The 24,784-nt window shown below is 30.7% G+C and carries 23 protein-coding genes and 3 pseudogenes; 15 read left to right on the forward strand and 11 right to left on the reverse strand.

Annotation, left to right across the window (positions count from 1 at the left end):
* Positions 1-12: 12 nt before the first annotated feature.
* Genes selA through FBE87_RS07060 form a run of 4 tightly spaced genes read left to right on the forward strand, consistent with a single transcriptional unit; the run spans position 13 to position 4,432 of the window.
* Positions 13-1,335 (forward strand): L-seryl-tRNA(Sec) selenium transferase, encoded by a 1,323-nt coding sequence (gene selA, locus FBE87_RS07045; RefSeq protein WP_002856163.1) that lies wholly within the window; start codon positions 13-15, stop codon positions 1,333-1,335.
* A complete protein-coding gene (gene selB, locus FBE87_RS07050; RefSeq protein ID WP_002856638.1) occupies positions 1,332-3,137 on the forward strand; it encodes a selenocysteine-specific translation elongation factor in 1,806 nt (601 codons plus the stop codon). Before selA ends, selB begins: the two co-directional genes overlap by 4 nt.
* Positions 3,138-3,185: 48 nt before the next feature.
* Positions 3,186-3,896 (forward strand): DsbA family protein, encoded by a 711-nt coding sequence (locus FBE87_RS07055; protein WP_002867291.1) that lies wholly within the window; start codon positions 3,186-3,188, stop codon positions 3,894-3,896.
* A 5-nt stretch (positions 3,897-3,901) separates the two neighbouring features.
* On the forward strand, positions 3,902-4,432 hold the full coding sequence (locus tag FBE87_RS07060; RefSeq protein ID WP_002860402.1) for a hypothetical protein: 531 nt from the start codon (positions 3,902-3,904) through the stop codon (positions 4,430-4,432).
* Between the two features lie 44 nt (positions 4,433-4,476).
* Here the strand turns inward: FBE87_RS07060 and fldA are convergent, their stop codons facing one another.
* From fldA to FBE87_RS07075, 3 genes are read right to left on the reverse strand one after another with little or no spacing between them, the layout of a single operon-like run.
* On the reverse strand, positions 4,477-4,968 hold the full coding sequence (gene fldA / locus FBE87_RS07065) for a flavodoxin FldA (protein WP_002859666.1): 492 nt from the start codon (positions 4,966-4,968) through the stop codon (positions 4,477-4,479).
* Entirely contained in the window at positions 4,968-5,663 is a 696-nt protein-coding gene (locus FBE87_RS07070) for a hypothetical protein (RefSeq protein WP_002874445.1), read from the reverse strand. The genes fldA and FBE87_RS07070 overlap by 1 nt, the downstream gene beginning before the upstream one ends.
* Positions 5,664-5,665: 2 nt before the next feature.
* Positions 5,666-5,980 (reverse strand): DUF2325 domain-containing protein, encoded by a 315-nt coding sequence (locus FBE87_RS07075; RefSeq protein ID WP_002855637.1) that lies wholly within the window; start codon positions 5,978-5,980, stop codon positions 5,666-5,668.
* A 170-nt stretch (positions 5,981-6,150) separates the two neighbouring features.
* On the opposite strand from FBE87_RS07075, the gene FBE87_RS07080 reads away from it, so the two are divergent.
* Positions 6,151-7,575 carry a catalase gene (locus FBE87_RS07080; protein ID WP_002874408.1) on the forward strand — a complete coding sequence of 475 codons (1,425 nt, stop codon included), beginning with the start codon at positions 6,151-6,153 and terminating at the stop codon, positions 7,573-7,575.
* Between the two features lie 56 nt (positions 7,576-7,631).
* Positions 7,632-8,102 (forward strand): Cj1386 family hemin-binding protein, encoded by a 471-nt coding sequence (locus FBE87_RS07085; RefSeq protein WP_002864221.1) that lies wholly within the window; start codon positions 7,632-7,634, stop codon positions 8,100-8,102.
* Here FBE87_RS07085 and FBE87_RS07090 read toward each other — a convergent pair whose 3' ends face one another.
* A complete protein-coding gene (locus FBE87_RS07090) occupies positions 8,103-8,759 on the reverse strand; it encodes a transcriptional regulator (protein WP_002858310.1) in 657 nt (218 codons plus the stop codon). It lies immediately after the preceding gene.
* Positions 8,760-8,926: 167 nt separating this feature from the next.
* On the opposite strand from FBE87_RS07090, the gene FBE87_RS07095 reads away from it, so the two are divergent.
* From FBE87_RS07095 to feoB, 7 genes and pseudogenes are all read left to right on the forward strand, one after another.
* Positions 8,927-9,289: a RidA family protein gene (locus FBE87_RS07095; RefSeq protein ID WP_002862060.1), complete on the forward strand. Its 363-nt coding sequence runs from the start codon at positions 8,927-8,929 to the stop codon at positions 9,287-9,289.
* Positions 9,290-9,292: 3 nt separating this feature from the next.
* On the forward strand, positions 9,293-10,723 hold the full coding sequence (gene dcuC, locus FBE87_RS07100; RefSeq protein WP_100626304.1) for a C4-dicarboxylate transporter DcuC: 1,431 nt from the start codon (positions 9,293-9,295) through the stop codon (positions 10,721-10,723).
* A gap of 12 nt (positions 10,724-10,735) precedes the next feature.
* Positions 10,736-11,899 carry a PLP-dependent aspartate aminotransferase family protein gene (locus FBE87_RS07105; RefSeq protein ID WP_100616557.1) on the forward strand — a complete coding sequence of 388 codons (1,164 nt, stop codon included), beginning with the start codon at positions 10,736-10,738 and terminating at the stop codon, positions 11,897-11,899.
* 9 nt (positions 11,900-11,908) lie between these two features.
* A pseudogene (gene purB / locus FBE87_RS07110) lies at positions 11,909-13,277 on the forward strand (adenylosuccinate lyase).
* Between the two features lie 8 nt (positions 13,278-13,285).
* Positions 13,286-14,625, forward strand: a pseudogene (locus FBE87_RS07115) (MmgE/PrpD family protein).
* A gap of 81 nt (positions 14,626-14,706) precedes the next feature.
* On the forward strand, positions 14,707-14,931 hold the full coding sequence (locus FBE87_RS07120; RefSeq protein ID WP_002859677.1) for a ferrous iron transport protein A: 225 nt from the start codon (positions 14,707-14,709) through the stop codon (positions 14,929-14,931).
* A pseudogene (gene feoB / locus FBE87_RS07125) lies at positions 14,928-16,770 on the forward strand (ferrous iron transport protein B). The gene FBE87_RS07120 and the pseudogene feoB overlap by 4 nt, the downstream one beginning before the upstream one ends.
* Here the strand turns inward: feoB and FBE87_RS07130 are convergent.
* Genes FBE87_RS07130 through gap form a run of 5 tightly spaced genes read right to left on the reverse strand, consistent with a single transcriptional unit; the run spans position 16,767 to position 21,963 of the window.
* The gene (locus FBE87_RS07130; protein WP_168977240.1) at positions 16,767-18,260 is read right to left on the reverse strand and encodes a hydrogenase small subunit; all 1,494 of its coding nucleotides are present in this window, start codon (positions 18,258-18,260) and stop codon (positions 16,767-16,769) included. The pseudogene feoB and the gene FBE87_RS07130 overlap by 4 nt on opposite strands.
* 3 nt (positions 18,261-18,263) lie before the next feature.
* Entirely contained in the window at positions 18,264-19,088 is an 825-nt protein-coding gene (fabI, locus tag FBE87_RS07135) for an enoyl-ACP reductase FabI (protein ID WP_002869576.1), read from the reverse strand.
* Positions 19,089-19,091: 3 nt separating this feature from the next.
* Entirely contained in the window at positions 19,092-19,763 is a 672-nt protein-coding gene (locus tag FBE87_RS07140; RefSeq protein WP_002860389.1) for a triose-phosphate isomerase, read from the reverse strand.
* Positions 19,760-20,962 (reverse strand): phosphoglycerate kinase, encoded by a 1,203-nt coding sequence (locus FBE87_RS07145; RefSeq protein WP_002783833.1) that lies wholly within the window; start codon positions 20,960-20,962, stop codon positions 19,760-19,762. Before FBE87_RS07145 ends, FBE87_RS07140 begins: the two co-directional genes overlap by 4 nt.
* A 2-nt stretch (positions 20,963-20,964) precedes the next feature.
* A complete protein-coding gene (gene gap / locus FBE87_RS07150) occupies positions 20,965-21,963 on the reverse strand; it encodes a type I glyceraldehyde-3-phosphate dehydrogenase (protein WP_002860388.1) in 999 nt (332 codons plus the stop codon).
* A gap of 59 nt (positions 21,964-22,022) precedes the next feature.
* On the opposite strand from gap, the gene nadD reads away from it, so the two are divergent.
* Together nadD and rsfS are read left to right on the forward strand one after the other, a co-directional pair.
* Positions 22,023-22,568, forward strand: coding sequence for a nicotinate (nicotinamide) nucleotide adenylyltransferase (nadD, locus tag FBE87_RS07155; protein ID WP_165433083.1), 546 nt, complete (start codon positions 22,023-22,025; stop codon positions 22,566-22,568).
* A 27-nt stretch (positions 22,569-22,595) separates the two neighbouring features.
* Positions 22,596-22,922 (forward strand): ribosome silencing factor, encoded by a 327-nt coding sequence (gene rsfS / locus FBE87_RS07160; RefSeq protein ID WP_002825802.1) that lies wholly within the window; start codon positions 22,596-22,598, stop codon positions 22,920-22,922.
* Between the two features lie 32 nt (positions 22,923-22,954).
* Here the strand turns inward: rsfS and FBE87_RS07165 are convergent, their stop codons facing one another.
* The gene (locus tag FBE87_RS07165) at positions 22,955-23,332 is read right to left on the reverse strand and encodes a DUF1090 domain-containing protein (protein ID WP_032581083.1); all 378 of its coding nucleotides are present in this window, start codon (positions 23,330-23,332) and stop codon (positions 22,955-22,957) included.
* A 47-nt stretch (positions 23,333-23,379) separates the two neighbouring features.
* Positions 23,380-24,768, reverse strand: coding sequence for a phosphoglucosamine mutase PgmL (gene pgmL, locus FBE87_RS07170; RefSeq protein WP_100608689.1), 1,389 nt, complete (start codon positions 24,766-24,768; stop codon positions 23,380-23,382).
* Between the last annotated feature and the right edge of the window lie 16 nt (positions 24,769-24,784).

Here is a 24,784-nt window from a genome sequence, read left to right on the forward strand (position 1 = left end):
TTAAGGCTTAAGATGAACAAATTTAGAACTTTTCCACAGATTAACACTCTTATTGAAGATGAGAGTTTAAAATCCTATCCTTTTTATATCAAAGCATTTTTTTGTAAAAAAGTTGTCGCAAAACTAAAAGAAAATTTTTCCCAAGATGAAATTTCTAAAGATAAACTACTTTTAGAAATCAAAAAAGAAATCAAAACTTTTTACCGCAAAGATTTACAAAGTGTGATCAATGCAAGTGGAGTGGTTATACACACAAACCTTGGCAGAAGTGTAATCCATGAAGAACTTTATGAAGCGTGTAAAGATATCATTTGTAATTATTCTAATGTAGAGTTTGATTTAGAAAATGGAAAAAGAGGCTCTCGCTATGCTTTGGTGTTGGAAAAACTTAAAATGCTTTTTGAATGCGAAGATGCTTTAGTAGTCAATAACAACGCTGCGGCAGTTTTTTTAGTGCTTAATTCTCTTTGTTATGATAAGGAAGTCATAAGCTCAAGAGGAGAACTTATAGAAATTGGCGGAAGTTTTCGTGTGCCTGAAGTGATAAAAGCTGCAGGTGTAAAGCTTTGCGAAGTTGGAACTAGCAACAAAACACACTTAAAAGACTATGAACAAGCTATCAGTGAAAATACCGCTCTAATTTTAAAAACCCACAAGTCTAATTTCGCTCTTATGGGTTTTCATAGTGAAGCAAATATAAAAGATCTACATGAACTAGCAAAAGAAAAAGGGCTTTTGAGTTATTATGATCTAGGTTCTGGCTGGTGTGAAAATTTAAATGAAAAGCTGATTAAAAATGAACCTAAAATCAAAAAACTCGTACAAGAATGTGATATTTTAAGTTTTAGTGGAGATAAACTTTTTGGTAGTGTGCAAGCAGGCATTATACTTGGAAAAAAAGAACTCATAGAAAAACTTAAACAAAATCAACTTTTAAGAATGCTAAGAGTGGATAAATTAACCCTATCTTTTTTAAATGAAAGCTTAAAAGCTTATTTACAAAAAGATTATGAAAAAATTATTACCTTAAAACTTTTAAATGATGACTTATCCTTTATAGAAGAAAAAGCTTTAAGAGTGCAAAAAGAATTAAAATTTCAAACCCAACTCAAAAAAAGCAAAAGTTTAGTAGGAGGAGGTTCTATGCCTGATAAAAGTTTAGATACTTATATACTAACTTTTCAAGGAGATGCTTTAAAACTACAAACTCGATTTAGAAAAGAAAATATCATAGGACGCATTGAAAATGATGAATTTGTTCTTGATTTTAGAACTATACGAGAAAATGAACTTCAAAAACTTATTCTTACAATTAATCAAATGGAAAACTTATGAAATCTGTTATTATAGGAACCGCAGGACATATTGATCATGGAAAAACTTCACTCATTAAAGCTTTAAATGGTTTTGAAGGCGATAGTTTAAAAGAAGAACAAGAAAGACAAATCACCATTAATTTAAGTTTTTCAAATCTTAAATTAAAAGATAAAAACATTTCTTTTATCGATGTTCCAGGACATAAAGATTTGGTTAAAACTATGGTAAGTGGAGCTTTTGGCTTTAGTGTTTGTTTATTTATCGTAGATATTAACGAGGGTTTAAAAGAACAAAGTTTAGAACATTTAGAAATTTTAAAAATTCTTGATATTAAAAATATCATTTTAGTACTTAGCAAATGCGATCTTTGTGAAAACATAGAGCAAAAAAGTGTAGAAATTTTAGAAGAGTTAAAAAATTTAGATTATCCCATTTTAAAAGTATTTCATACCAGTATAAAAAATAATCAAGGCATAGAAGAATTAAAAAATTATCTTTATACCATAGAAAACAAAGAAAATTATGAAGAACTGATTTTTCATTATTATATCGATAGAGTTTTTTCTCTAAAAGGTATAGGAACTGTCGTCACAGGCAGTCTAAATGAAGGAAGTATCACTTTAAATGAAAAAATCATCTGTTTAGACACTCAAAAAGAACTCATTGTTAAAAATATACAAAATCACGATACCAATCTAGAGCAAATCAAAGCTTGCAACCGTGTGGCTTTAAGTTTAAATTGTGATTATAAAGAGTTGAAAAAAGGTTATTTACTAAGTAAAAAAGGTTATTTTAAAGCCTTTAAAGAATGCGATGCTTTAGTTAAAGCAAAAAATTTACAAAATAGCAAAATGATTTTTTGTGTGGGTTCAAGACAAATAGAATGTAAAATAAATATATTAAAAAAACTAGAAAATGATGAATTTTTTGTGCATTTTAGTTTTGATAAAAATGTATTTTTAAGTTTTGATGAGGCTTTTATTTTATTACAAAACAATCGTGTTATAGGCGGTGGTAAGGTTTTAAATCCTTTAAGCGAACCTTTAAAAAAAGAACAAAAAAATAAATTTTTAATGTTTTTGAAAAATAAAGATTTTAAAGCGGCTTTTTCTTTCTTAAAAGACGCACACAAATACGGCTTTGGCTTGCTTTCAAGTTATCAGAGATTTAAACTTTCTCATCAAAAAGCATTGAAATTAGCAAAAGAATTAAATCAAGTATTTGTTGATGAAAAAAATCTTAATGTATATCATTTACAAAGTCTAGAAGAAATTAAAAATTTCATCAAATTCATACTTGAAAAAAATCCTTATGCCATGCTTTCAGCACATTCTTTAGCTTTAAGGATTACTTGGGCAAGTGAAAATTTTTGCGAACTCGGGCTTAAAGAGATGTCAAATTTATTGGATTTTCAAAATGGAATTTATTTTAAAAAAGGCATAGATTTTGAAAAACTTCAAGAAAAAAATAATAATCAATTATATGAAATTTTAAAAAAACAAGGTATTAAACCCGAAGCTCCTTATAATCTTTATGATTTTTTAGAACTTGATAGAAAAAGCGGAGATAATATACTCAAAAAACTTACCCAAAAAGGCTTGGTTGTAAGACTTTCACACAATCTTTTTATAGAAAAACAAGCTCTTGAAAAACTTATGCAAGAATGTTTAAATTTATTAAAAAATCAAAGTCTTGATGTGCAAAGTATGAAAGAATATTTCAATCTTTCAAGAAAATATGCTATTGCTTATTTAGAATACTTAGACAAATTTCCTCAAGTAAGCAAAGAAGCTGAAAAAAGATTTTTAACAAACATTTAGAAAATCATTATAGAATTAAACATAATTTATTTAAAGGATTTATAAACTATGAAAAAATTAAGTTTAATTCTTGCCTGTTCAGCATCTTTGTTTGCTGCAAGTAATTCAGAAATTAGTGATTTTTATTCAAAAAGCATTAAAGCACAATTTCCAAATGCTACCGTTAGTGTATCAAATCGTCAAAAGGTTGGTAATACGGGTTTTGAAAGTGTTATTGTAAGCGTTGAATTAAATGGACAAAAACAAGAAAACATTCTTTTTACAAAAGATAGTCTTATTACCCCTGATCTTATCGACTTGAAAACGGGAATTTCTTATGCTCAAGAATATGAAATGAAAAAATTTCAAGAAGCAAGAGAAAATTTTACAAAAAATGCTAAAGCTGTAGCACAAAAAGAAACCATGGTAATAGCTTTAGGAGATAAAAATAAACCCGCAATTTATGTTTTTTCAGATCCTGAATGCCCATATTGTAGAGAACATTTAGCTCAAATTGATAATGAACTTAAAAACTATCAAGTTAATTATATTTTAACTCCAGTACATGGAAAATCTGCCTTTGAAAAATCCGCTCTAATCTACAAAGAAGCAAAAAAAGCAAAAAATGACAAAGAAAAAATCGCAATTTTAAACAAATACTATGATGCAAATATCAAAAATTATCCAAAAGTAAGCGATGCAGAATTAAAAGAAGTTTTTTCCTTATATGAAAAATATCGCTCATTAGGTCTTAGCGCTACTCCAACTATTATTAAATAAACCTAATGTCTAAAATTACTTTAATTTTAAGCTTTTTTATAGCACTCTTTATGAGTGCTTGCACCAATGCAACTTTCATACAAAGCTTTATTCAAACAAGTAATGAAGGCATTTTTATCAGATCACAAAAACAACAAAGTTTTAAAATTTCCTTTCAAAATCCTAGTCAACTTCGAACTACTTTGAATAGAGATTTGGCTTTAAAACTTAAAAATTTAGGCTTAAAAGAAGTAAAAGAGAATGCAGATTATGAAATTTTAATCAATCTTATAGATATGAAAAAGCATTCTTATGCCCAAAAAATCACAACTTCAGCAAGATTTTTTTATGATTTTGATCCTTTGGAAAGTGATGGAGAATGGATGGTAGAAAACTACTATACTATGCAAGTTAATTTACAAATCAACTCTAAAAATCACAATTCTCAAAAAACAAGTCTTCTTGCTAGAACAGCTTATCTTGGAAATAAAGAACGCTGTCAATTATCTTTAGAAAATAAAATTATAAATCAAATAGTGAGTTTTTTTTATTTTTAAGAAAAGACAATCAAGAGTATAAAAACTCTTGATTTTAAGAATTATTAAGCAAAATAAGGTTTGATTTGTTCTATCCAAGCATCAATTCTTGATTCAGTTTGATCCTCTTGATTATCATTGTCAAGAGCAAGTCCAACAAATTTACCATCTACAACCGCATCACTTGCTTCAAATGTATAACCATCAGTTGAAACTTCTCCTACCAAATTTGCGCCTGCATCTTTTAAATTTTGAGCTAATTTACCCATGCCACCACAAAAAGTATCAGAATAACTTTCACTATCACCCATACCAAATACAGCTACGGTTTTTCCACCGAGACTAAGCCCTGAAAAATCAAAACCATCCCAATCATCTTGTAAATCACCACTTCCCCAAGTTGAAGTTCCACAAATTAATTTATCGTAAGAATTCATTTTAGCCGCATCAATATCTGAGATATTAAAAACATCGCTAATTCCAAGTTTTGAAGCAATTGTATTAGCTGCTCCTTCTGTATTTCCCATAGCACTACCATAGATTACTGCTACTGACATTATTTTCTCCTTATAATTTGATTTGATATTTTATACGGAACTAATTTTAACATAGTTTTGTTTAAATCACACAAAAAATGTTTTATTTCAATAAAATGTGTGAAATTTTTGTTACGCGGACAAACAATATAAAATTTTTCAAAATTGTTTTCTTTTATTAAATTCAATAATCCATGAATTTCATTTTCAATTTTTAAATTATGTGTATTAATCTCTTTGCAAAGTGGTAAAATTGCAAATTTCTTATCTATTATAATAATATCACCATCTTGATCTATATTTTTTCCATTATTTTGAAAAGAAACCTTATCATAAACATAAGAGCTAAATAAAATTTGCGCATCAAAACAAATGCCATAAAGATAAATTCTTAAAAGTCTTAAAAGATCGACATTCTTAGATACTTTAGTATTAAAAATTAAGCTTTTTCTTTTTTGAAAGTAAAAAGCGTATGCATTAAGCTTGATATTTATATTTTGAATCTTACCAAATGAAACATGCATTATATCATGTAAAAAATTTCCAAATATCATTTTTAAACTCTTGGTATTTTTTGCATATGAAAGAGGAATTTTTAGAGCGCTATCAATGCTCGCATTATATTGAGTTAAAAAAGTCAACATAAGCTCTTGATTGTTTAAATAGCGATAAATTTGCGGTATAAATTCTTGCTTATCATCAAATCCAAATAACATCTTTAACCTTTATAGCAAGAAAATTCTTTATTAAGATTAAAAATTTTACAATATTCACAATACACACAACTTACACTTCTTTTTGCACAAACTAATGGAATTTTACGCTTTTTAGCTTCATTTTTGATTTTTTTCATAGTATTATGATTTAAAAAGCTTGTTAACATTACTATACATTCTGTATCACAAGGAATCGGCTTGCGATTAACTCTATTTTCATTACGCGCATCCCAGTGTTCTATTTTTTTAGCACCTAAATCATGTAAAACAGCTCTAATAGGAGTGATTTCATCTGCACCAATAACCAAAACTGACATAAATTCTCCTTTGTGATTTTTAAAATATATTTTAATAATTATTATTATAATATAAAAAAACTAAATTTATTTTGAAATTTATTATCAATAAGATGCAATTATTCAGTTAATTTTAATTTTTAATAGATATAATTTACTAATTAATAAAATTTATTATTTAGGAGAAAACAATGAAAAAATTAACTAACGATTTTGGAAACATTATAGCCGATAACCAAAATTCATTAAGTGCAGGCGCAAAAGGACCTTTGCTTATGCAAGATTATCTTTTGCTTGAAAAACTTGCTCATCAAAATAGAGAAAGAATTCCAGAAAGAACCGTTCATGCCAAGGGAAGTGGGGCTTATGGAGAAATAAAAATCACCGCTGATTTATCTGCTTATACTAAGGCAAAAATATTTCAAAAAGAAGAAATAACTCCTCTTTTCCTACGCTTTTCTACTGTTGCAGGTGAAGCAGGTGCAGCAGATGCTGAGCGTGATGTACGTGGATTTGCCATTAAATTTTACACCAAAGAAGGAAACTGGGATTTAGTAGGAAATAATACTCCAACTTTTTTTATCCGTGATGCGTATAAATTTCCTGATTTCATTCATACTCAAAAAAGAGATCCAAGAACTCATCTAAGAAGTAATAATGCTGCTTGGGATTTTTGGAGTTTATGTCCTGAAAGTTTACATCAAGTAACCATTCTTATGAGCGATAGAGGAATTCCTGCAAGTTATCGTCATATGCATGGATTTGGAAGCCATACTTATAGTTTTATTAATGATAAAAATGAAAGATTTTGGGTGAAATTCCATTTTAAAACCCAACAAGGGATTAAAAATCTTACCAACCAAGAAGCTGCCGAGCTTATAGCAAAAGATAGAGAAAGTCATCAAAGAGATCTCTATAATGCTATAGAAAATAAAGATTTTCCAAAATGGAAAGTTCAAGTTCAAATTCTTGCTGAAAAAGATATAGAAAAACTTGGATTTAATCCTTTTGATTTAACAAAAATTTGGCCTCATAGTCTTGTGCCTTTGATGGATATAGGCGAAATGATTCTAAACAAAAATCCTCAAAATTATTTTAATGAAGTTGAACAAGCTGCCTTTAGTCCAAGCAATATCGTTCCTGGAATTGGCTTTAGCCCTGATAAAATGTTGCAAGCTAGAATTTTTTCATATCCTGATGCACAAAGATATAGAATAGGAACTAATTATCATCTTTTACCAGTAAATCGTGCAAAAAGCGAAGTGAATACTTACAATGTCGCTGGTGCTATGAATTTTGATAGTTATAAAAATGATGCTGCTTATTATGAACCAAACAGCTATGATAATAGCCCAAAAGAAGACAAAAGCTATCTTGAACCTGATTTAGTCTTAGAAGGCGTAGCACAAAGATATGCTCCACTAGATAATGACTTTTATACTCAACCAAGAGCTTTATTTAATCTTATGAATGATGATCAAAAAACTCAACTTTTTCATAATATCGCCACTTCTATGGAGGGAGTTGATGAAAAAATTATCACTAGAGCTTTAGAACATTTTGAAAAAATTTCACCTGATTATGCAAAAGGAATTAAAAAAGCTTTAGAAAAATAATTTTTACTTGCCACTTTTGGTGGCAAACTAAAGATTATAATAATTAAGGAAAAACAATGACAACTCTTAGTTTAGAAGAAGAAAAAAGATTTGAAGAGCTTTGCAAAATGGCTTTTAATTTTGCAAGAAATAATGAATGTGAAAATCTTAAAATCATGATAGAAGCAGGTTTAAATGTAAATTTAAAAACTCATAAAGGCAATAGCTTGCTTATGCTTGCAGCTTATAATAATTCTTATGAAAGCGCTAAAATGCTTTTAGAAAAAGGTGCAAAAGTAGATGAAAAAAACGATCGTGGACAAACCCCATTAGCGGGAGTTTGTTTTAAAGGATACTTACCTATGTGTGAACTTTTAGTTAAATATGGAGCAAATATTGATGAAAACAATGGTTTAGGAATGACACCTTATACTTTTGCTATTATGTTTGGACGCAAAGATGTGGCAGAATTTTTACTCAAAAAATCTAAAAATAATTTTTTAAAGAAAATAAGCCTAAAAATACTAAAATTTATCAAAAAATTTTAGTTATTTTTTAAATTTCTTCAGATACCTATAGACACTAGGTTCTGAAATTTTTAAAAATTTTGCTACGATAGGAACCGCCCCTTTTATATTAAAAATACCTTTTTCATATAGCTTTTCAGCAATTTCTTCTTTTTGAGTAATGCTTAATTGATAATCAGAATTTAAATAACTAGAATCTACGCTTTGAACTAAAATATCCTCTATCGAGTGACTTAATGTTTCTATACTTGAATCATTTTGAGAAAAACTAATATTTCCTAAAATATCACCCATATCTCCAATTTTTTCTAAATCAATCATCTTGCATATTAAATCTCTCATAATGCTAGTATCATGATTGATACACAAAATACCTACTAATTTGTCATGATTTTTAATAAAAAAAGTAGATCCTCTAATTAATTTTGATTTTCCAACAAGAGCCTTATAATCACATAAAAAATCTTTTTCTAAATATTTTTTATTTTGCATAAGCTCACTTGCAAAAGCAGTCAAGGGAGAATCTAAACTTCTTCCACTAATGTGACTGTTAGCAATTGCTGCAATATAGGCCCCATCTTCAGTAATTACATGAAAAACTATCTCATATTGCTCACCTAAAACTTCTCCTAAAAAATATGTCAACTTTATAAATTGTTGTTTTTGTCCCTCATCCATAAAACTGCCTTCAATAAAAAATTAATATAATATTAAATTCTACTCTTTATACTTTAAAACATTTCTTAAAAATAAAATTTTATTATTATGATAATAAACTATTGACAAATTATTATTGTAGTGATAAAATGCATTCTGCTTAATCTATATTTAACAAAGGAGAATTCATGTCAAACTATCCAAAAGCTATTGGTCCATACTCAGCTTACAGAGAAGCAAATGGACTTTTATTTATATCAGGACAACTTCCTATCAACCCTGATTCAGGCGAAATAGAAAGCCATGATATCAAAGAACAAACCAAACAATCTTTGAAAAATATCGGTGCTATTTTAGAAGAAAATGGTATCAGTTATGATAAAGTGATTAAAACCACTTGCTTTTTAGCTGATATTAATGATTTTATAGCATTTAATGAAATTTATGCTGAATTTTTTAAAGATCCTTATCCAGCAAGAAGTGCTTTTGCGGTAAAAGATCTGCCAAAAAAAGCTAAAGTAGAGATAGAGATTATCGCTCAAAAAGGCTAAAATATGCTAGGTATTGTTTTATCTCTATTTAGCATTTTTTTACTTGTTTTTATGCTTTATAAAAAAATCAATGCTCACATGGCATTGCTTTTAAGTGGTTTACTTTTACTTTCCTTAGCTGCTATTTTTGGACTTTCTCCACACATTGTCGCTAAAGGTTCTTTAAATTTAGGTTTTTTTGATATTTTTCAAGTTTTTAATCAAACCATGTCAAGTACATTAGCAGGGCTTGGACTTACACTTATGACTATAGCAGGTTTTTCTGCTTATATGGATCATGTAGGGGCTTCTTATGCACTTTTTAAAGTTTTTGAAAAACCTTTAAAAGCCGTAAAATCTCCTTATGTTTTACTCATAGTTGCTTATTTTATCGTGCAATTTTTAGTTCTTTTCATCCCTTCTCACGCAGGCTTGGCACTTTTACTTATGGTTGCTATGTATCCTATACTTGTACGCTCTAGTGTTTCAAAACTTTCTGCCTTAAGTGTGATTGCTATTTGTCAATATATCGATCATGGACCTGGAAGTGGAAATGTGATCATGGCCTCAGAAAAAGCTGAAGTTGATCCTGCAATTTATTTTGTTCATTATCAACTCCCTACAACCTTGCCTATCATTATAGCTGTAAGTATTGCAATATATCTTTGCAATAAATTTTTTGACAAAAAAGATAATTTTGTCTTCAATGCGCAAGAAATTGAAAAAGAACTAAATGAAAATGAAGATAAAGAAAAAGAACTTAAAAAGCCTCCTAGAATTTATGCGATTTTACCTATAATTCCTTTGGTTTTAATCCTAGGATTTAGTTCCGTGCTTGATAGCATCTTGGTTTTAATGGGAATAAGTAGTGCCCAAGAAGTTAAAGCAGCTGCTAGTACCGCAATTAAAATGAATGTTCCAGTAGCAATGGTGATTTCAACTTTTGTGGCTATTATTTTTGAAATGATACGCTATAAAAGTATAGTAGAAACTCTTAATTCTATGATGATTTTCTTTAAAGGAATGGGACATTTATTTGTTATCACAGTTTCACTCATCGTTTGTGGTCAAGTATTTGCAAGTGGTCTTTTATCTGTAGGTTTTGTAGATACTTTAATAGAATTTTTCAAAAATGCAGGATTTGGAGTTTTGGCTATTATTATCGCTGTTTCAATCTTACTTGCGGTTTGTGCTTTCTTAATGGGTTCAGGAAATGCGGCATTTTTTAGCTTTGCTCCACTTATCCCAAATATAGCAAAACACTTTGGAGTTGAAACTATCACTATGATAGCACCGATTCAAATCATGACGGGCTTTGGAAGATGTGTTAGTCCTATTGCACCAGCGATCTTAGCTATTGCAAGAGTAAGTCCTTTTGCCGTGGTTAAAAGAACAGCTATTCCTATGCTTGTAGCGGCTATTGTAAATGTTATTATGACTTATATTTATCTTTAAAAAGGAGAAAAAATGAACTCAAAAACTAAACTTATTCATTGTGGCAGAGGTGATCAAGGCGCTGAAGTAAGATCAGTTAATCCTACGCTTATGCGTGCATCAACCATACTTTTTAAAGATCACGCAACTTGGCAAAAATACAGAGAATTAAGAAAAACAGATCGTGTTTTAAGTTATGGAGCTAGAGGAACAACAACTAATTTTGAACTTGAAAAACTTATTTGCACTCTAGAGGGTGGCTATAGAGCACAACTTTTCCCAACAGGACTTGCAGCATTAGCTATGGTGCTTTTAAACTATGCAAGCAAAGATGCACATTTTTTAATTACTGATGCAATTTATGGGCCTGTAAGAACGATTTGCGAATTATTTTTAGAAAAAATAGGTGTTGAAATTGATTTTTTAAAAGCTGATGCAAGTGATGTAGAAGAAAAAATCAAACCTAATACCAAGCTTATCTTATGCGAAAGTCCAGGTTCTATACTTTATGAAATCATAGATTTACCAAAACTTTGCAAAATTGCCCATGCGCATAATATCCCTGTAGCCATTGATAATACTTATTCTAGTGGATATTTTCTAAATCCTTTAGAACTTGGAGTGGATATTTCAGTTATCGCCGCTACAAAATATCTTAGCGGACACTCTGATGTAACCATGGGTATAGTAGTAATCAACGAAAAAGAATGGAAAAATTTTGACAAACTTCCAGAAGCTTTAGGCTTTACAACAAGCCCTGATGATGCTTACTTAGTACTTCGTGGTATGAGAACACTAGATGTAAGAATGAAAGCTCATGAAAAAAGTGCTGATGAAATTGTAGAGTTTTTACAAAGCAGAAAAGAAATTAAAACAATTTTCTATCCAAAACTCAAATCCCACTCAAATCATGAAATTTTCATGCGTGATCATAAAGGTGCAAATGGTATGATTACCATAGAATTTGCAGAAGGTTATAACAAAGAGGATGCTATTAAATTTGTAGATAAACTAGAATACTTTTCAATTGGTGCTAGCTGGGGTGGATATGAAAGCTTAGCCACCGTAACTACTCCGCCTAGAACTGCAACAGACCTAAGTGCAAGAGGACCATTTGTAAGATTTCATATAGGTCTTGAAGATACTAAAGATTTAATTGCTGATTTAACACAAGCTTTTGATAGTATTAAAAAATAAGGAGATAAGATGACAGGAATTAGTGTATTTGATCATAAATTATTAGCAGACTCATGGAGCACGCAGGAAATGCGTGCTATTTTTTGCGAACAAAACCGCATACAAAAATGGCTCGATGTTGAAGCAGCTTTAGCAAAAGCACAAGCAAAACTTAAAATTATCCCTAAAAAAGCAGCTGATGAGATTGCAAAAAAAGCTCATTATAAATTTATGGATATGGACTTTATCTTTGCTGAATTTAAAAAAACCAAACACCCTTTAGTTCCTACTGTAAGAGGATTAGAAAAAGCTTGCGATAATAATTTAGGTGAATATGTACATTTTGGAGTAACCACTCAAGATATCATCGATACGGGACTGGTTTTACAATTTAAAGAAGCAATGACTCTTGTAAAAAGCGAATTAAAAGCTATCGCAAAAGCCTTAGCGAAACTAGCTAAAACCCATAAAAACACTGCTATGATGGGAAGAACTTTAGCACTTCAGGCTTTGCCTATTACTTTTGGACATAAAGTGGCTATTTGGTTAAGCGAACTTGAGCGTCATTTTGAAAGAATACTTGCGCTTGAAAAAAGACTTTATGTAGGCAGTATAGTAGGTGCTGTAAGAACTAAAGCAAGTTTAAGTGATGAGTGCAATGAAGTAGAAAAACTCACTTTAGAAAATTTAGGACTTGATGTGCCTAATATTTCTTGGCAGAGCGCACGTGATCGCTTTATAGAACTTGGTTTTGTACTAGGTAATATCAACGCAACCTTTAACAAAATCGCTCATGAAATTTTAATCCTTTCACATAATGAAATTGATGAAGTTGCTGAACCTTTTGGCAAAGGACAAGTAGGATCAAGCACTATGCCACACAAAAGAAATCCTGCAGTAAGCGAAAATGCAGTTACAGTAAGCAATGCCTTTAAGGCAAATTTAGCCATTTTAAGCGATATTGAAAGACATGAACATGAAAGAGATGGTCAAGTTTGGAAAATGGAATGGAAGCTTTTACCTGAAATGTTTTTAATGCTTTCTGTGGTTTTAGCAAATATGAAATTCGCTCTTAGTGATTTAGAAGTAAAAAAAAGACAAAATGCTTAAAAATTTAAATACTCTTAATGGTTTTGTTTTAGCAGAGCGTGTTATGTTTGCATTAAGCGATCATTATGGAAAACAACACGCCCATGAGATTGTTTATGAAAATGCTATGCTAGGTATCGAAAAACAAAAAACTTTTAAAGAAGTTTTACTTGCAGATAAAAGAGTATCTAAGGTATTGAAAGAAAAAGAAATCGATGCTTTGCTTGATGCAACAACCTATGTAGGATATGCACCAAAACTTGTAGATGAATTTTTGGAAAAAATCAAAAATAGTGCTATTTTAAAATAGGAAAAATCATGTTCTATAGTGAAATTTTAGCGGATTTTATTTTCAATCTTAAATATGAAAATATCCCTAATACAGTTGTTCAAAGAGCTAAAGAACTTATGCTTGATAGCCTTGGAACAGCTATAGCAGCAAGCAAAGAAGAATGTGTTTTAAATGCTTTTAAAGCTTTTGAAAATTTAAGCACAGAAAAAAATACTCTTATTTGGGTAAATGATCAAAAATTAGATCCTATATACGCAGCCATGCTAGATGGCATTGCTTCTCATGCGTTAGATTTTGACGATACACATACAGAAGCGATTTTGCATGCAAGTGCAATTTTAACTCCACTTTGTTTAAGTTATGGTTTTCATGTTAGCAAAGATGCGAAAAAAATCATCAAAGCTTTTATAGTAGGCTGGGAAATTGCAGCTAGAGTAGGCATTGCAAGAAAGGTACTTTTCATAAGCGTGGTTTTCATACCACTGCTATTGCAGGAATTTTTGGAAGCGTAAGTGCAAGTGCAATCTTGCTAGATCTTAACAAAGAACAAATCATCAATGCTTTAGGACTTGCAGGAAGTTTTGCAAGTGGGATTAATGAGTTTTTATCCAATGGATCTAATTCAAAAGTTTTGCATATTGCCAATGCTATTAAAAACGGTATTATAGTAGCTCATTTTGCTAAAAACCATATGAGTGGACCTTTGAGTATTTTTGAAGGTAGGGATAATATCTTTAAATGTTTTGGCATAGAAGAAGAATGCGATAAAACAGAACTTAACAAAGCCTTAGGTGAAATTTGGCAAACCATGCAAGTTTCAATCAAACCTTATCCAAGCTGTCATTTTGCTCATGGGCTTATTGATTGTGCCATTGCTTTAAAAAATGATGGTTTAAAAGCTAATGAAATTCAAAGTATTCATTGCTTTGTAGATGAAGTTCCTATTTCTTTTATCTGCGATCCTTTAGAAGCAAAATACACTCCAAATAGTGCTTATGAAGCTAAATTTTCCATGCCTTTTTTAATGGCTTTAGGATTCTTTGATGGTAAAATCACTCTTGAATCTTATAAAAATTTAAAGCGTGAAGAAGTACTAGAATTTGCTAAAAAAATCAGTTACGAAAAAAGGAAATCTCAAGGCTTTCCAAAATATTTTCCAGGGCATTTAGAAGCCAGTTTGCAAGATGGACGCATAATCCAAAAAGATGTTTTTATCAATAAAGGTAATTTTGATAATCCACTAAGTTTTGAAGAATTAAAAGCTAAATTTTTAGCCAATGCACAAATTTATCTTGATAATGCTAAAGCTAACAAAATTCTAGATCAAATCATCAATCTAGAAAATTTAAACCACTTTTCTTTTTAAATATTAATCCTTCTTTTTATAAGAAGGATAATTTCATTACACTTTTTTATTATAATATTTATTATTAATTTAGGAATTACAATGACTTTAGATAATTTAAAAGATGGACAAAAGGCTATTATTGTCAATTTAAGCGCTCAAAAAGAACTCAAAAATAGACTTTTAAGCTTTGGATTTATCAAAAATAAAAACTTGAAAAAAATTCACTCCTCTTTAAAAAATGCCACCATAATGGTAGAGCTTGATGCAAGTTGTGTTATCCTAAGATCTGATGAAGCTAAAACCATAGAAGTGAATCTTATATGAAAAAAATCAAAATAGCCCTTGTAGGTCAGCCTAATGTAGGCAAAAGTCTTCTTATTAATGCGCTTTGCAAAGCTAATATGAAAGTAGGAAATTTTAGCGGAGTTACTATAGAAAAAGCAAGCGCAAAAACTTTTTATAAAAACTATGAATTTGAAGTTATTGATTTACCAGGAACTTATTCTTTAGATGGATATAGCGAAGAAGAAAAAATCACACGTCATTTTTTAAATCAAAATGACTATGATGTTATTGTTAATGTTTTAGATGCCACCAATTTAGAACGCAATCTTATCCTTAGTGCAGAACTTTTAAGCCTTAATAAAAAAATGCTTTTAGCTTTAAATATGTGCGATGAAGCCAAAAAAGAAGGTATAGAGCTTGACACTTCTGTTTTAAGCCAAGAATTTCAAAGTCAAGTTGTTGAAATTTCAGCAAAAACAAAAGAAAATTTAGAACTTTTGCTGCAAAAAATTATTATTTTATTTGAAAGTAAATTTATTCCAAGATCTCAATTTTATACTCCACTTTGTGAAAAAAGCCCAGAGAAAGAAGATTTATTATATTTTATTAATGAACTTTCAAAAAAAATTATCACACACAAAAAAGAAGAAAGAAATTTAACCAAAAAAATCGATGCCTTACTTATCCATAAATTCTTTGGCTTACCTATATTTTTATTTTTAATGTGGCTTTTATTTCAACTCACCTTTAGCTTAGGGCAAATTCCTATGGATTATATAGAATCAGGCTTTAATGCCTTAGGTGAATTTGTTAAAAACAATATTTCTAATACCTTTATCGCTTCAGCTTTGGCTGATGGGATTATCGCAGGTGTTGGTGCTGTGATGCTTTTTTTGCCTAATATAATGATTTTATTTTTAGGCATAGCTCTTTTAGAAACCACAGGCTATATGTCAAGAATAGCTTTTTTACTTGATGGGATTTTACATAAATTTGGTTTGCATGGTAAAAGCTTTATTCCGCTAATCACTGGTTTTGGTTGTTCGGTACCTGCTTTTATGGCTACACGCACTCTTAAGAACAAAAGAGATAGACTTTTAACTCTTTTTGTGATCAATTTTATGAGTTGCGGGGCAAGACTTCCTGTATATGTGCTTTTTATCGGTGCTTTTTTTCCAAGTGAAAAAGCAGGAAATTATCTTTTTGGAATTTATATTTTAGGTGCGATTTTAGGACTTTTTGCTGCAAAATTTTTAAGAATGACAGCATTTCGTGGACTTGATGAACCTTTTGTTATGGAAATGCCAAAATATCGTATGCCAAATTGGCATTTAATTTGGTTTATGGTTTATAATAAAGCCAAAATGTATCTTAAAAAAGCAGGAATTTTCATACTTTTGGCCTCTTTGCTTATATGGTTTGCTAGTAATTTTCCAAAAAGTGAAGAAAATTTAAATGATTTTAATGCTCAAGAAAGAGCTATAGAACAAAGTTATTTAGGACAATTTGGCAAAGACATAGAACCTATTTTTAAGCCCCTTGAGTTAGATTGGAAATTAAGCGTATCTTTAATCAGTGGTTTGGCTGCTAAAGAAGTGATGATCTCAACTATGGGAGTACTTTATTCACTAGGAAAAGACGTAGATGAAACAAATAATGATTTAAAAGGAATTATCACTAAAAATATACCTATACCAAGTGCAGTGGCTTTTATTTTATTTGTAATGATTTATAATCCTTGCTTTGCAGCAACTATAGTTTTTTCAAAAGAAAGTGGAAAGCTAAAATACACTCTCTTTTCTATTTCTTTTTACCTGTACAAGTGCTTATATAGTAGCTTTTATAGGACTTCATATTGCTAAAATTTTATTAAATTAACTTGCTTTTAATGATGAAATTTTAGCGATATTATCTTCAAAAGCTTTTAAAATACTATAAGCAATACCTTCAAAATCAAGCCCACCGCAAAGATAGATTAAAGTCATACGAAAAGATTTACTCACATCAAGCTTTGGTTTTTCAGCATTCATATTTAACTTAAAATCATAAGGACTTGCATGTTTAAAAGCATAATTTTTTGCCGCAATTAAAAAATCATTCTTATCTTTTAAAAATGCGCCTTTAACCAAAATAAAACTCATCTCAAGATATTTCCAAAAATCTTTTGAAGGCATAGGATTTTCATCAAAATTTTGTTCTATAAAAGCATAGTTTTTCTCAAAGGATTTTTTATAATTTTCTACAAGCGAAGCACCTAATTTATTTTTAGCTATATTTTGTAAAATAAGTTTTATATTGCTTTCAAATTCAAAATCTATTTGTTCTAAAATTTTAATTTGCTCTTCTAGAAAAAATTCTTGTTTTAACTCTTCATTGCAAAGTTTAGCGTAAGAAAAAATATTTGCCATAGGTTTTTCATAATTCCCAAACTCATCCCAAAAATTTTTCTCACTACAGGCTATACAACCATGTCCTGCAGCCACTGGCCAAGAAGTTTTAGCATTAAATTTCACTTTAGGACAGTTGTTGTAAGTATAAGGTCCTTTACAACCTATCTTAAATAAACAAGCTCCATTCTTTACAGCTTCATCGCCAAAATGTTCAGCAAAAATCCCACTTTCAAATTTCGCCTTTCTTTCACACATATCATGCAAACATTTACCATAAGCCCACACAGGACGATTTTGCTCATCAAGTTCAGGCAAAACTCCAAATAAAGCAAAAAAACTTAAAGTCGCAATGATATTTATATCACTTGGAGGACAACCTGGGATATTTACTACTTTTTGACTTAAGACTTCGCTAATACCACAAGTTTTACTAGGATTTGGATAAGCAGCCTGAATACCACCATAACTTGAACAAGTACCCACTGCAAAGATAGCCTTGGCTTTAGCGGCTAGTTTTTCTAAAATTTCATAGCCACTCTCTCCTTGCGCTCCTATAGTAAGAAAAAAGGTATCAATGGCTGCAACACCACCTTCAACCGCTAAAATAAAATCTTCTTCTAAAACATACTCTAAAAGCTCTTCAGCCTTAGTGCCATTTGCCGCCATTAAAGTTTCATGATATTCTAAAGAAAAAAAATCAAAAATAAGCTCATCAAAACTTGGCAACTCAGAACGCAACAAACTCTCGCTACACCCTGTACATTCACAAAGATGAAGCCATACTAATTTTGTTTTAGGTGCGATTTGAAAAAATCTTTGAGCAAGAGCTGGAATTTCATTGCCTAAAGATAAATGCCTAGCAAGAATTTTTACACTTTCTTCATTGATAACCTTGTCCTCTTTTAAAGTAGAATTCTCAAGTTTTTTAATGCGATCTTCAAGTATATTTTTTAATTCTTCATTGCTAAGCTTTCCCATTTTTTATCCTTTTTGATTATCCCAACAAAGAACAGTTTGCCCTTCTTCATTTTTTTCAACATCACCCATACCCATGATGTTATATCCTGCATCAACATAATGTATTTCACCTGTAACACCATTTGCTAAATCGCTAAGTAAATACATAGCCGAATTTCCTACATCTTCTATACTAACATTGCGTTTTAAAGGAGAATTGATTTCATTGTATTTTAAAATCATTCTAAAATCCCCTATTCCACTTGCTGCTAAAGTTTTAATAGGACCTGCTGAAATAGCATTAACACGGATTCCTTTTACCCCTAAATCTCTTGCCAAATAACGCACAGAACTTTCAAGTGCAGCTTTTGCTAAACCCATAACATTATAATGAGGCACATATTTAACCCCACCAAGATAACTTAAAGTCAAAATCGAACCCTTATCTTTTAAAATAGGTAAAACCGCACGTGTTAAAGAAAGTAAAGAATACACAGAAGTTTGCATAGCTATATCAAAAGCTTCTTTTGAAGTTTCTAAAAAAGAATTTTCTAAAGCTTCTTTTGGAGCAAAAGCAACCGCATGTACTACAAAATCAATCTCACCTAAATCTTTTTTGATTTTTTCAGCGATAGAATCTAAATGCTCGTTATTATTTACATCAAGCTCATAAACAAAATTAGAATTAAACTCTTGTGCTATAGGTTCTACGCGTTTTTTTAAAGCATCATTTAAAAAAGTAAAAGCAAGCTCGGCTCCTTGATCAAAACATGCTTTTGCTATGCCATAAGCGATAGATTTATTATTCGCAACCCCTACAATAAGGCCTTTTTTACCCTTCATAATCATCTTTTATCCTTTGATTAATTTTATAAAATTTTCTACTTTTAAAGCTGCAGAGCCTATCAAAACTCCACCACAATATTTTACACTTAGAATTTCTTTAATATTATTTTCATTCACGCTTCCACCATAAAGCAAAGGCGCCTTGGTTAAACTCACTAAAAATTCAAGCACTTTAGCGATATCTGTACTTTGTGCACTCACTCCCGTTCCTATAGAATAAATAGGCTCATAAGCGATAATGAGTCTTTCATAATTTAAATCAATAATTTCAAGTTGTTTTTTTAAAAACTCTAAAGTCTTGCCTGAATTTTTTGTATCTAAATTTTCACCTATACAAAAAACAATTTTATAACCATGCTCTTTAGCAAAATCAAATTTAGCTCCAATAAGCTCTTCATCTCCTAAAGCTCTTCTTTCAGAATGCCCGATTAAAACACATTTGATCCCAAATTCGTCCAAATGCTCTTTTCCAAGCTCGCCTGTAAAAGCACCATTAACACAAGGATAAAAATTTTGGGCTCCTTGTATGAAGTTATTTTCATTTTCTAAAAATGCTACACTAGGTGGGAAAACGATAATATCATCACATTTTGCTCCCATAGTTTTATTTAAAATTTCAGCATAAATTTTAAAACTTGCTCTTGTGTGATTGCATTTTAAATTTGCAGCAAAGATCATTCATTTTCCTTAGATCTTAAAGCTTTTACACCTGGAAGTTCTTTGCCTTCTATAAGCTCAAGAGAAGCACCACCTCCAGTAGAAATAAAAGTCATCTCATCTGCATCGCCTGCGCGCGCAACCACATCAGCCGTATCACCGCCTCCAACAACAGAAGTTGCATGTCCTTCGCTGATATAATGACTCATTTTAATGCTACCTTTTGAAAATTTATCAATTTCAAAAACACCCATAGGTCCATTCCACCAAATCGTTTGCGCATCAGAAATCACCTCTTTAAAAAGTCTCACACTCGCAGGTCCTATATCTAAACCCATCCAACCATTTGGAATTTCTTGCGCTGGAACAAATTTCATCGGCGCATCTTGTGAGCACGCAGGAGCGGCTACAACGTCTACTGGAAGATAAATTTTCACTCCTAAATTTTTACCCTTGGTAAGAATTTTATTAGCTTCTTCTAAAAGTTCTTCTTCTAAAAGTGAATTTCCTATATCATAACCTAAAGCTTTTAAAAAAGTAAATGCCATACCTCCGCCTATGATTAATTTATCTACCTTTGGTAATAAATTTGTCAATGCTTGAAGTTTTCCACTTACCTTTGAACCTCCAACAACAGCGACAAAAGGACGTGCTGGATGTTTGATAAGATTGCTTGCAAAATCAATTTCTTTTTGGAGTAAAAATCCTGCGCCTTTGTGTTTTTCATCAAAAAATTTAGTAATCGCCTCTACACTAGAATGTGCTCTATGGCATACTCCAAAAGCATCATTGATATAAACTTGAACCATAGAAGCAAGTTCTTTGGCTAAATTTTCATCATTTTTAGTTTCGCCTTTTTCAAAACGCAAATTTTCAAGAAGTAAAATTTCGCCCGCTTTTAAATTCATAGCTTTGGTTTTTGCATCTTCGCCGATAACATCTTTTGCCATAATAATTTCTTTATCTAAAAGTCTAGCAAGACGCTTAGCCACAGGTTCTAAAGAATACTTGGAACTAATTTCTTTTGGACGCCCTAAATGAGAGGCTAAAATCACACTACAACCATTATCCAAACAATATCTTATCGTAGGAATAGCTGATCTTATGCGTCTATCATCAGTGATATTTAAAAAATCATCTTGAGGAACATTAAAATCACATCTTATAAAAACTTTTTTCTTAGCTAAATCAATGTCTTTTATAGAAATAATATCACTCATGATTAAGCCTTATTTGCAATATATACTGCCATATCTACTAGACGACTTGAATAGCCCCATTCATTATCATACCAAGCAATTACCTTGATAAAATCATCCATAATCACTTGAGTTAAATCACTTGCTACAATAGCTCCATAAGAACAAGTGATAAAATCGCTTGAAACTCTTTCATCATCATCCACCATTAAAATGCCTTTTAAATTTGTAGCTGCAGCTTTTCTAAAAGCTTCATTGATTTCATCTTTGCTGACTTTACGGCTTAGCTGCGCAGTTAAATCCACGCTTGATACATCAATCACTGGCACACGCATACTTTGTCCGTGAAGCTTGCCATTAAGTTCAGGCATAACAAGTTTCATAGCTTTTGCTGCGCCTGTAGAAGTTGGAATGATATTTTGCGCTGCGGCACGAGAACGGCGTTTATCTTTGGCCTTAGCATCAATAATACTTTGTCCATTTGTATAAGCATGTATTGTTGTCATAAGTCCTTTTTCGATGCCAAAATTATCTTGTAAAACACGACAAACAGGACCTAAACAATTTGTTGTACAACTTGCATTAGAAATAATGCTTTCACCCTTGTAAAGTTCTGAATTTACTCCTAAAACATAAGTAGGCGTATCATCTTTTGCAGGAGCACTCATGATCACTTTTTGCACTCCCATATCTATAAATTCTTGACATTTTGCCATAGTTAAATGCGCTCCTGTGCACTCTAAAACAATTTGTGCGCCGTGTTTTGCAAAGTCAAGATCTTTTACATTGCGACTTTTAAATACTTTGATTTTTTTACCATTTACCACTAAATCATCGCCTTCACTATCAACACTGCCTTTAAATTCACCATGTACTGTATCGTATTTAAAAAGGTATTTTGTAAGTTCAATATCCGTAGTATCATTTATCGCCACAAGCTCAATATCATTTCTTTCTAAGATGATTCTTGCAACACATCTGCCTATGCGTCCAAAGCCATTTATAGCAACTTTTACAGCCATTTAATTTCCTTTTGCAAAATATAATGTTAATATTCTACAAAAAAAAGGTTAAAATTTTAATGAAGATAGCACTTTTTGGTGGCAGTTTTGATCCACCACATAATGGACACAATAGCGTTGTTTTAGAGGCTTTGGAAAAATTAGATATTGATAAACTTATTATTATGCCTACTTATATCAATCCTTTTAAACAAAGTTTTAGTGCTGATGAAAAGCAAAGATTCTTATGGGTTAAAAAACTTTGGGGACATTTGCCAAAAGTTGAAATTTGCGATTTTGAAATCAGGCAAAAACGCCCTGTTCCTAGCATAGAAAGTGTTAAGTATCTTTATAAGCTTTATAATCCTAGTAAATTTTATCTTTTAATTGGCGCAGATCATTTAGAAAAACTTCATCTTTGGCATGATTTTGAAAAACTCAATTCTTTAGTAGAATTTGTTATTGCCAATCGCAATGATATAGGAATTCCTAAGAATTTCAAAGATTTAAAAACCAATAAAAAAATCGCTTCTTCTTTCATACGCGACACTTTAAATACAAATGAGGTTTGTGAAAAAATTAAAGATGAAGTAAAAAAATATTATGAAAAATTACAAAAAAATTGATACAATTTCAAAAATTAAAGGACAATAATGCAAGAAAGAATAGATTTAATCGTTAAAATTTTAGATGAAAAAAAAGCTGAAAATATCAAAACCATTGACATGAGCGAGCAAGAATACTTTGTAAAATATGTCATTATTGCAGCTACTTTAGGAGAAAGACACGCTCTATCCTTGATCGATGAGCTTAAAACACAACTTAAAGCCAAAGGTGAGGAATTTTTAAACATAGATAGTAGCGAAGAATGGAGCGTGATTGATCTTGGCGATATTTTAATCCATCTTTTAACACCAGAACACAGAGGAATTTATAATATAGAAGAATTACTAGAAAACCTTAAAAAAGGCAGGGTTTAAAAAGGCTAAAATTTAATTAGCCTTTTTAATTTTTAGAGATTATCGATATATTCTTCAATCTCTTTTTTAATTTTCTCTTTTTGCTCTTTTAAAGCTTTTTTCTTAGCCTTATACTCAACCTTGCTCATATAGTCTTTTTGATCATGTAAAGCATCGAGTTCTTTTTCGATTTTTTCCACTTCTTGTTCTTTAAGTTTTTTAGCTTCTAGTTTTTTATCATAAAACATAGGATCTTTAGTACAATCATTTTGCACTTGCTTTAAAGCAAGTTCTAAACTTAAAGTTCTAGCTGTGTCATTATGTGCTTTAGAAAAACTGATTTCTTTATTAATACGATCAATTTTTTTATCGCATTCACTTGTACCAAAAGCAAAAGCACATAGCGTAAGTAGAACAAGTATTTTTTTCATTTTTTATTCCTTTTTAAGATAAATTTAAATCGCGAAATATTATCTCATCAATTCTTAAATCTAGCTTTTATATCATTAAACAAAGTAAATACCATACTTTCAAGCTCTTTTGCTCTTTCTAAAGACGTTGCCTCAAAGCGTGTGATAAGATAAGGGCTGGTGTTAGATGCACGAAGTAAAGCCCATCCATCGCCAAAATCTATCCTAGCTCCATCAATTTCACAAAGACTTTTAACACCTTTTAAAGCTCCTTTTTCAATCTCTTTTTGAAATTCTTCCACAAGTTTGAATTTTTCTTCTTCATTTACAGGAATTTTAATTTCAGGTGTAGTATAAAGTTTTGGTAAAGCTTTAATCATACTTTCTAGATCAAAACCTTTATAAACAAGCTCCAAGGCTCTTAAAAATGCATAAATTCCATCATCATAACCAAAATATCTATGTTTAAAGAAAATATGCCCACTCACTTCAGCAGCTAAATCAATATCTTTTTCTTTCATCATTTTTTTGATATTAGAATGTCCTGTTTTTCCCATAAAAATAGTTCCAAATTTAGCCACTTCATCAAAAAGATTTTTAGAACATTTTACCTCACCTAAAATGCGTGAATTAGGGATATCTTTAGCAAACAAATAACAAAGCTCATCCCCACAAAATACATGAGTTTTACTCAAAGCAACCATTCTATCAGCATCCCCATCAAAAGCAAAAGCTAAAGAATAATCTTGATTTTGATTTAAAAATTCTCTAATCGCACTTAAGTTTTCTTCTTCTGTAGGATCTGGAGCATGGTTTGGAAACTGTCCATCAGGCTCTGCAAACATTACATGAGCTTTTAAATTTAAAGCCTTGATTAAAGGCTCTATCACCACTCCAGCCGCACCATTTGTGCAATCAACACCAAATTTATAATTAAAATCCTTTAAAAAGCTAAATTGCTCGCACATAAATTTCACATAAAGGTTTAAAATATCGTATTTTTCTACTTCTAAATTTTCTTCAATATCATCATCTAAATGCTTATAAACTTCTTTTGAAAACTCTTTTAATTCTACACCAAAAAAACTTTCTTTATTAATAGTAATTTTAAAACCATTATAATCTTTTGGGTTATGAGAGCCTGTTATCATAACATTTGCATCAAATTTTAAGCCCTCATAAAGACTAAAATATCCCAATGGAGTTGGCGCAAGCCCTATATCATAGATTTTTATTCCCGCTTTGTTAAGTCCACTCACTAGATAATTAAAAAGTTCATTTGCACTATATCTTGCATCATAGCCCACGCTTACATTTTTACAACCCCTATTTAACATAGTTTGTCCCAAACAAAAACCTATAGCTTTAACGCTTTTTTCATTCAATTCTTTGTCGTAAAGTCCTCTTATATCATATTCTCTAAAAATCACATCTAACATTTTTTCCTTCAAATTCATCTCTTCTTTGACCTAA

Source organism: Campylobacter sp. CFSAN093246, assembly GCF_012889415.1.
GTDB lineage: Bacteria > Campylobacterota > Campylobacteria > Campylobacterales > Campylobacteraceae > Campylobacter_D > Campylobacter_D jejuni.

Excerpts from the sequence above, each read along its gene's own strand:
- FBE87_RS07075 (WP_002855637.1), bottom strand. The coding sequence starts at position 5,980 with ATGTCAGTTTTGGTTATTGGTGCAGATGAAATCACTCCTATTAGAGCT.
- FBE87_RS07120 (WP_002859677.1), top strand. The coding sequence starts at position 14,707 with ATGACTTTAGATAATTTAAAAGATGGACAAAAGGCTATTATTGTCAAT.
- fabI (WP_002869576.1), bottom strand. The coding sequence starts at position 19,088 with ATGATTATGAAGGGTAAAAAAGGCCTTATTGTAGGGGTTGCGAATAAT.
- gap (WP_002860388.1), bottom strand. The coding sequence starts at position 21,963 with ATGGCTGTAAAAGTTGCTATAAATGGCTTTGGACGCATAGGCAGATGT.
- rsfS (WP_002825802.1), top strand. The coding sequence starts at position 22,596 with ATGCAAGAAAGAATAGATTTAATCGTTAAAATTTTAGATGAAAAAAAA.
- selB (WP_002856638.1), top strand. The coding sequence starts at position 1,332 with ATGAAATCTGTTATTATAGGAACCGCAGGACATATTGATCATGGAAAA.
- FBE87_RS07060 (WP_002860402.1), top strand. The coding sequence starts at position 3,902 with ATGTCTAAAATTACTTTAATTTTAAGCTTTTTTATAGCACTCTTTATG.
- FBE87_RS07070 (WP_002874445.1), bottom strand. The coding sequence starts at position 5,663 with ATGTTATTTGGATTTGATGATAAGCAAGAATTTATACCGCAAATTTAT.
- pgmL (WP_100608689.1), bottom strand. The coding sequence starts at position 24,768 with ATGAATTTGAAGGAAAAAATGTTAGATGTGATTTTTAGAGAATATGAT.
- fldA (WP_002859666.1), bottom strand. The coding sequence starts at position 4,968 with ATGTCAGTAGCAGTAATCTATGGTAGTGCTATGGGAAATACAGAAGGA.
- FBE87_RS07055 (WP_002867291.1), top strand. The coding sequence starts at position 3,186 with ATGAAAAAATTAAGTTTAATTCTTGCCTGTTCAGCATCTTTGTTTGCT.
- FBE87_RS07105 (WP_100616557.1), top strand. The coding sequence starts at position 10,736 with ATGAACTCAAAAACTAAACTTATTCATTGTGGCAGAGGTGATCAAGGC.
- selA (WP_002856163.1), top strand. The coding sequence starts at position 13 with ATGAACAAATTTAGAACTTTTCCACAGATTAACACTCTTATTGAAGAT.
- FBE87_RS07140 (WP_002860389.1), bottom strand. The coding sequence starts at position 19,763 with ATGATCTTTGCTGCAAATTTAAAATGCAATCACACAAGAGCAAGTTTT.
- FBE87_RS07165 (WP_032581083.1), bottom strand. The coding sequence starts at position 23,332 with ATGAAAAAAATACTTGTTCTACTTACGCTATGTGCTTTTGCTTTTGGT.
- dcuC (WP_100626304.1), top strand. The coding sequence starts at position 9,293 with ATGCTAGGTATTGTTTTATCTCTATTTAGCATTTTTTTACTTGTTTTT.
- FBE87_RS07080 (WP_002874408.1), top strand. The coding sequence starts at position 6,151 with ATGAAAAAATTAACTAACGATTTTGGAAACATTATAGCCGATAACCAA.
- FBE87_RS07145 (WP_002783833.1), bottom strand. The coding sequence starts at position 20,962 with ATGAGTGATATTATTTCTATAAAAGACATTGATTTAGCTAAGAAAAAA.
- FBE87_RS07130 (WP_168977240.1), bottom strand. The coding sequence starts at position 18,260 with ATGGGAAAGCTTAGCAATGAAGAATTAAAAAATATACTTGAAGATCGC.
- FBE87_RS07090 (WP_002858310.1), bottom strand. The coding sequence starts at position 8,759 with ATGGATGAGGGACAAAAACAACAATTTATAAAGTTGACATATTTTTTA.
- nadD (WP_165433083.1), top strand. The coding sequence starts at position 22,023 with ATGAAGATAGCACTTTTTGGTGGCAGTTTTGATCCACCACATAATGGA.
- FBE87_RS07095 (WP_002862060.1), top strand. The coding sequence starts at position 8,927 with ATGTCAAACTATCCAAAAGCTATTGGTCCATACTCAGCTTACAGAGAA.
- FBE87_RS07085 (WP_002864221.1), top strand. The coding sequence starts at position 7,632 with ATGACAACTCTTAGTTTAGAAGAAGAAAAAAGATTTGAAGAGCTTTGC.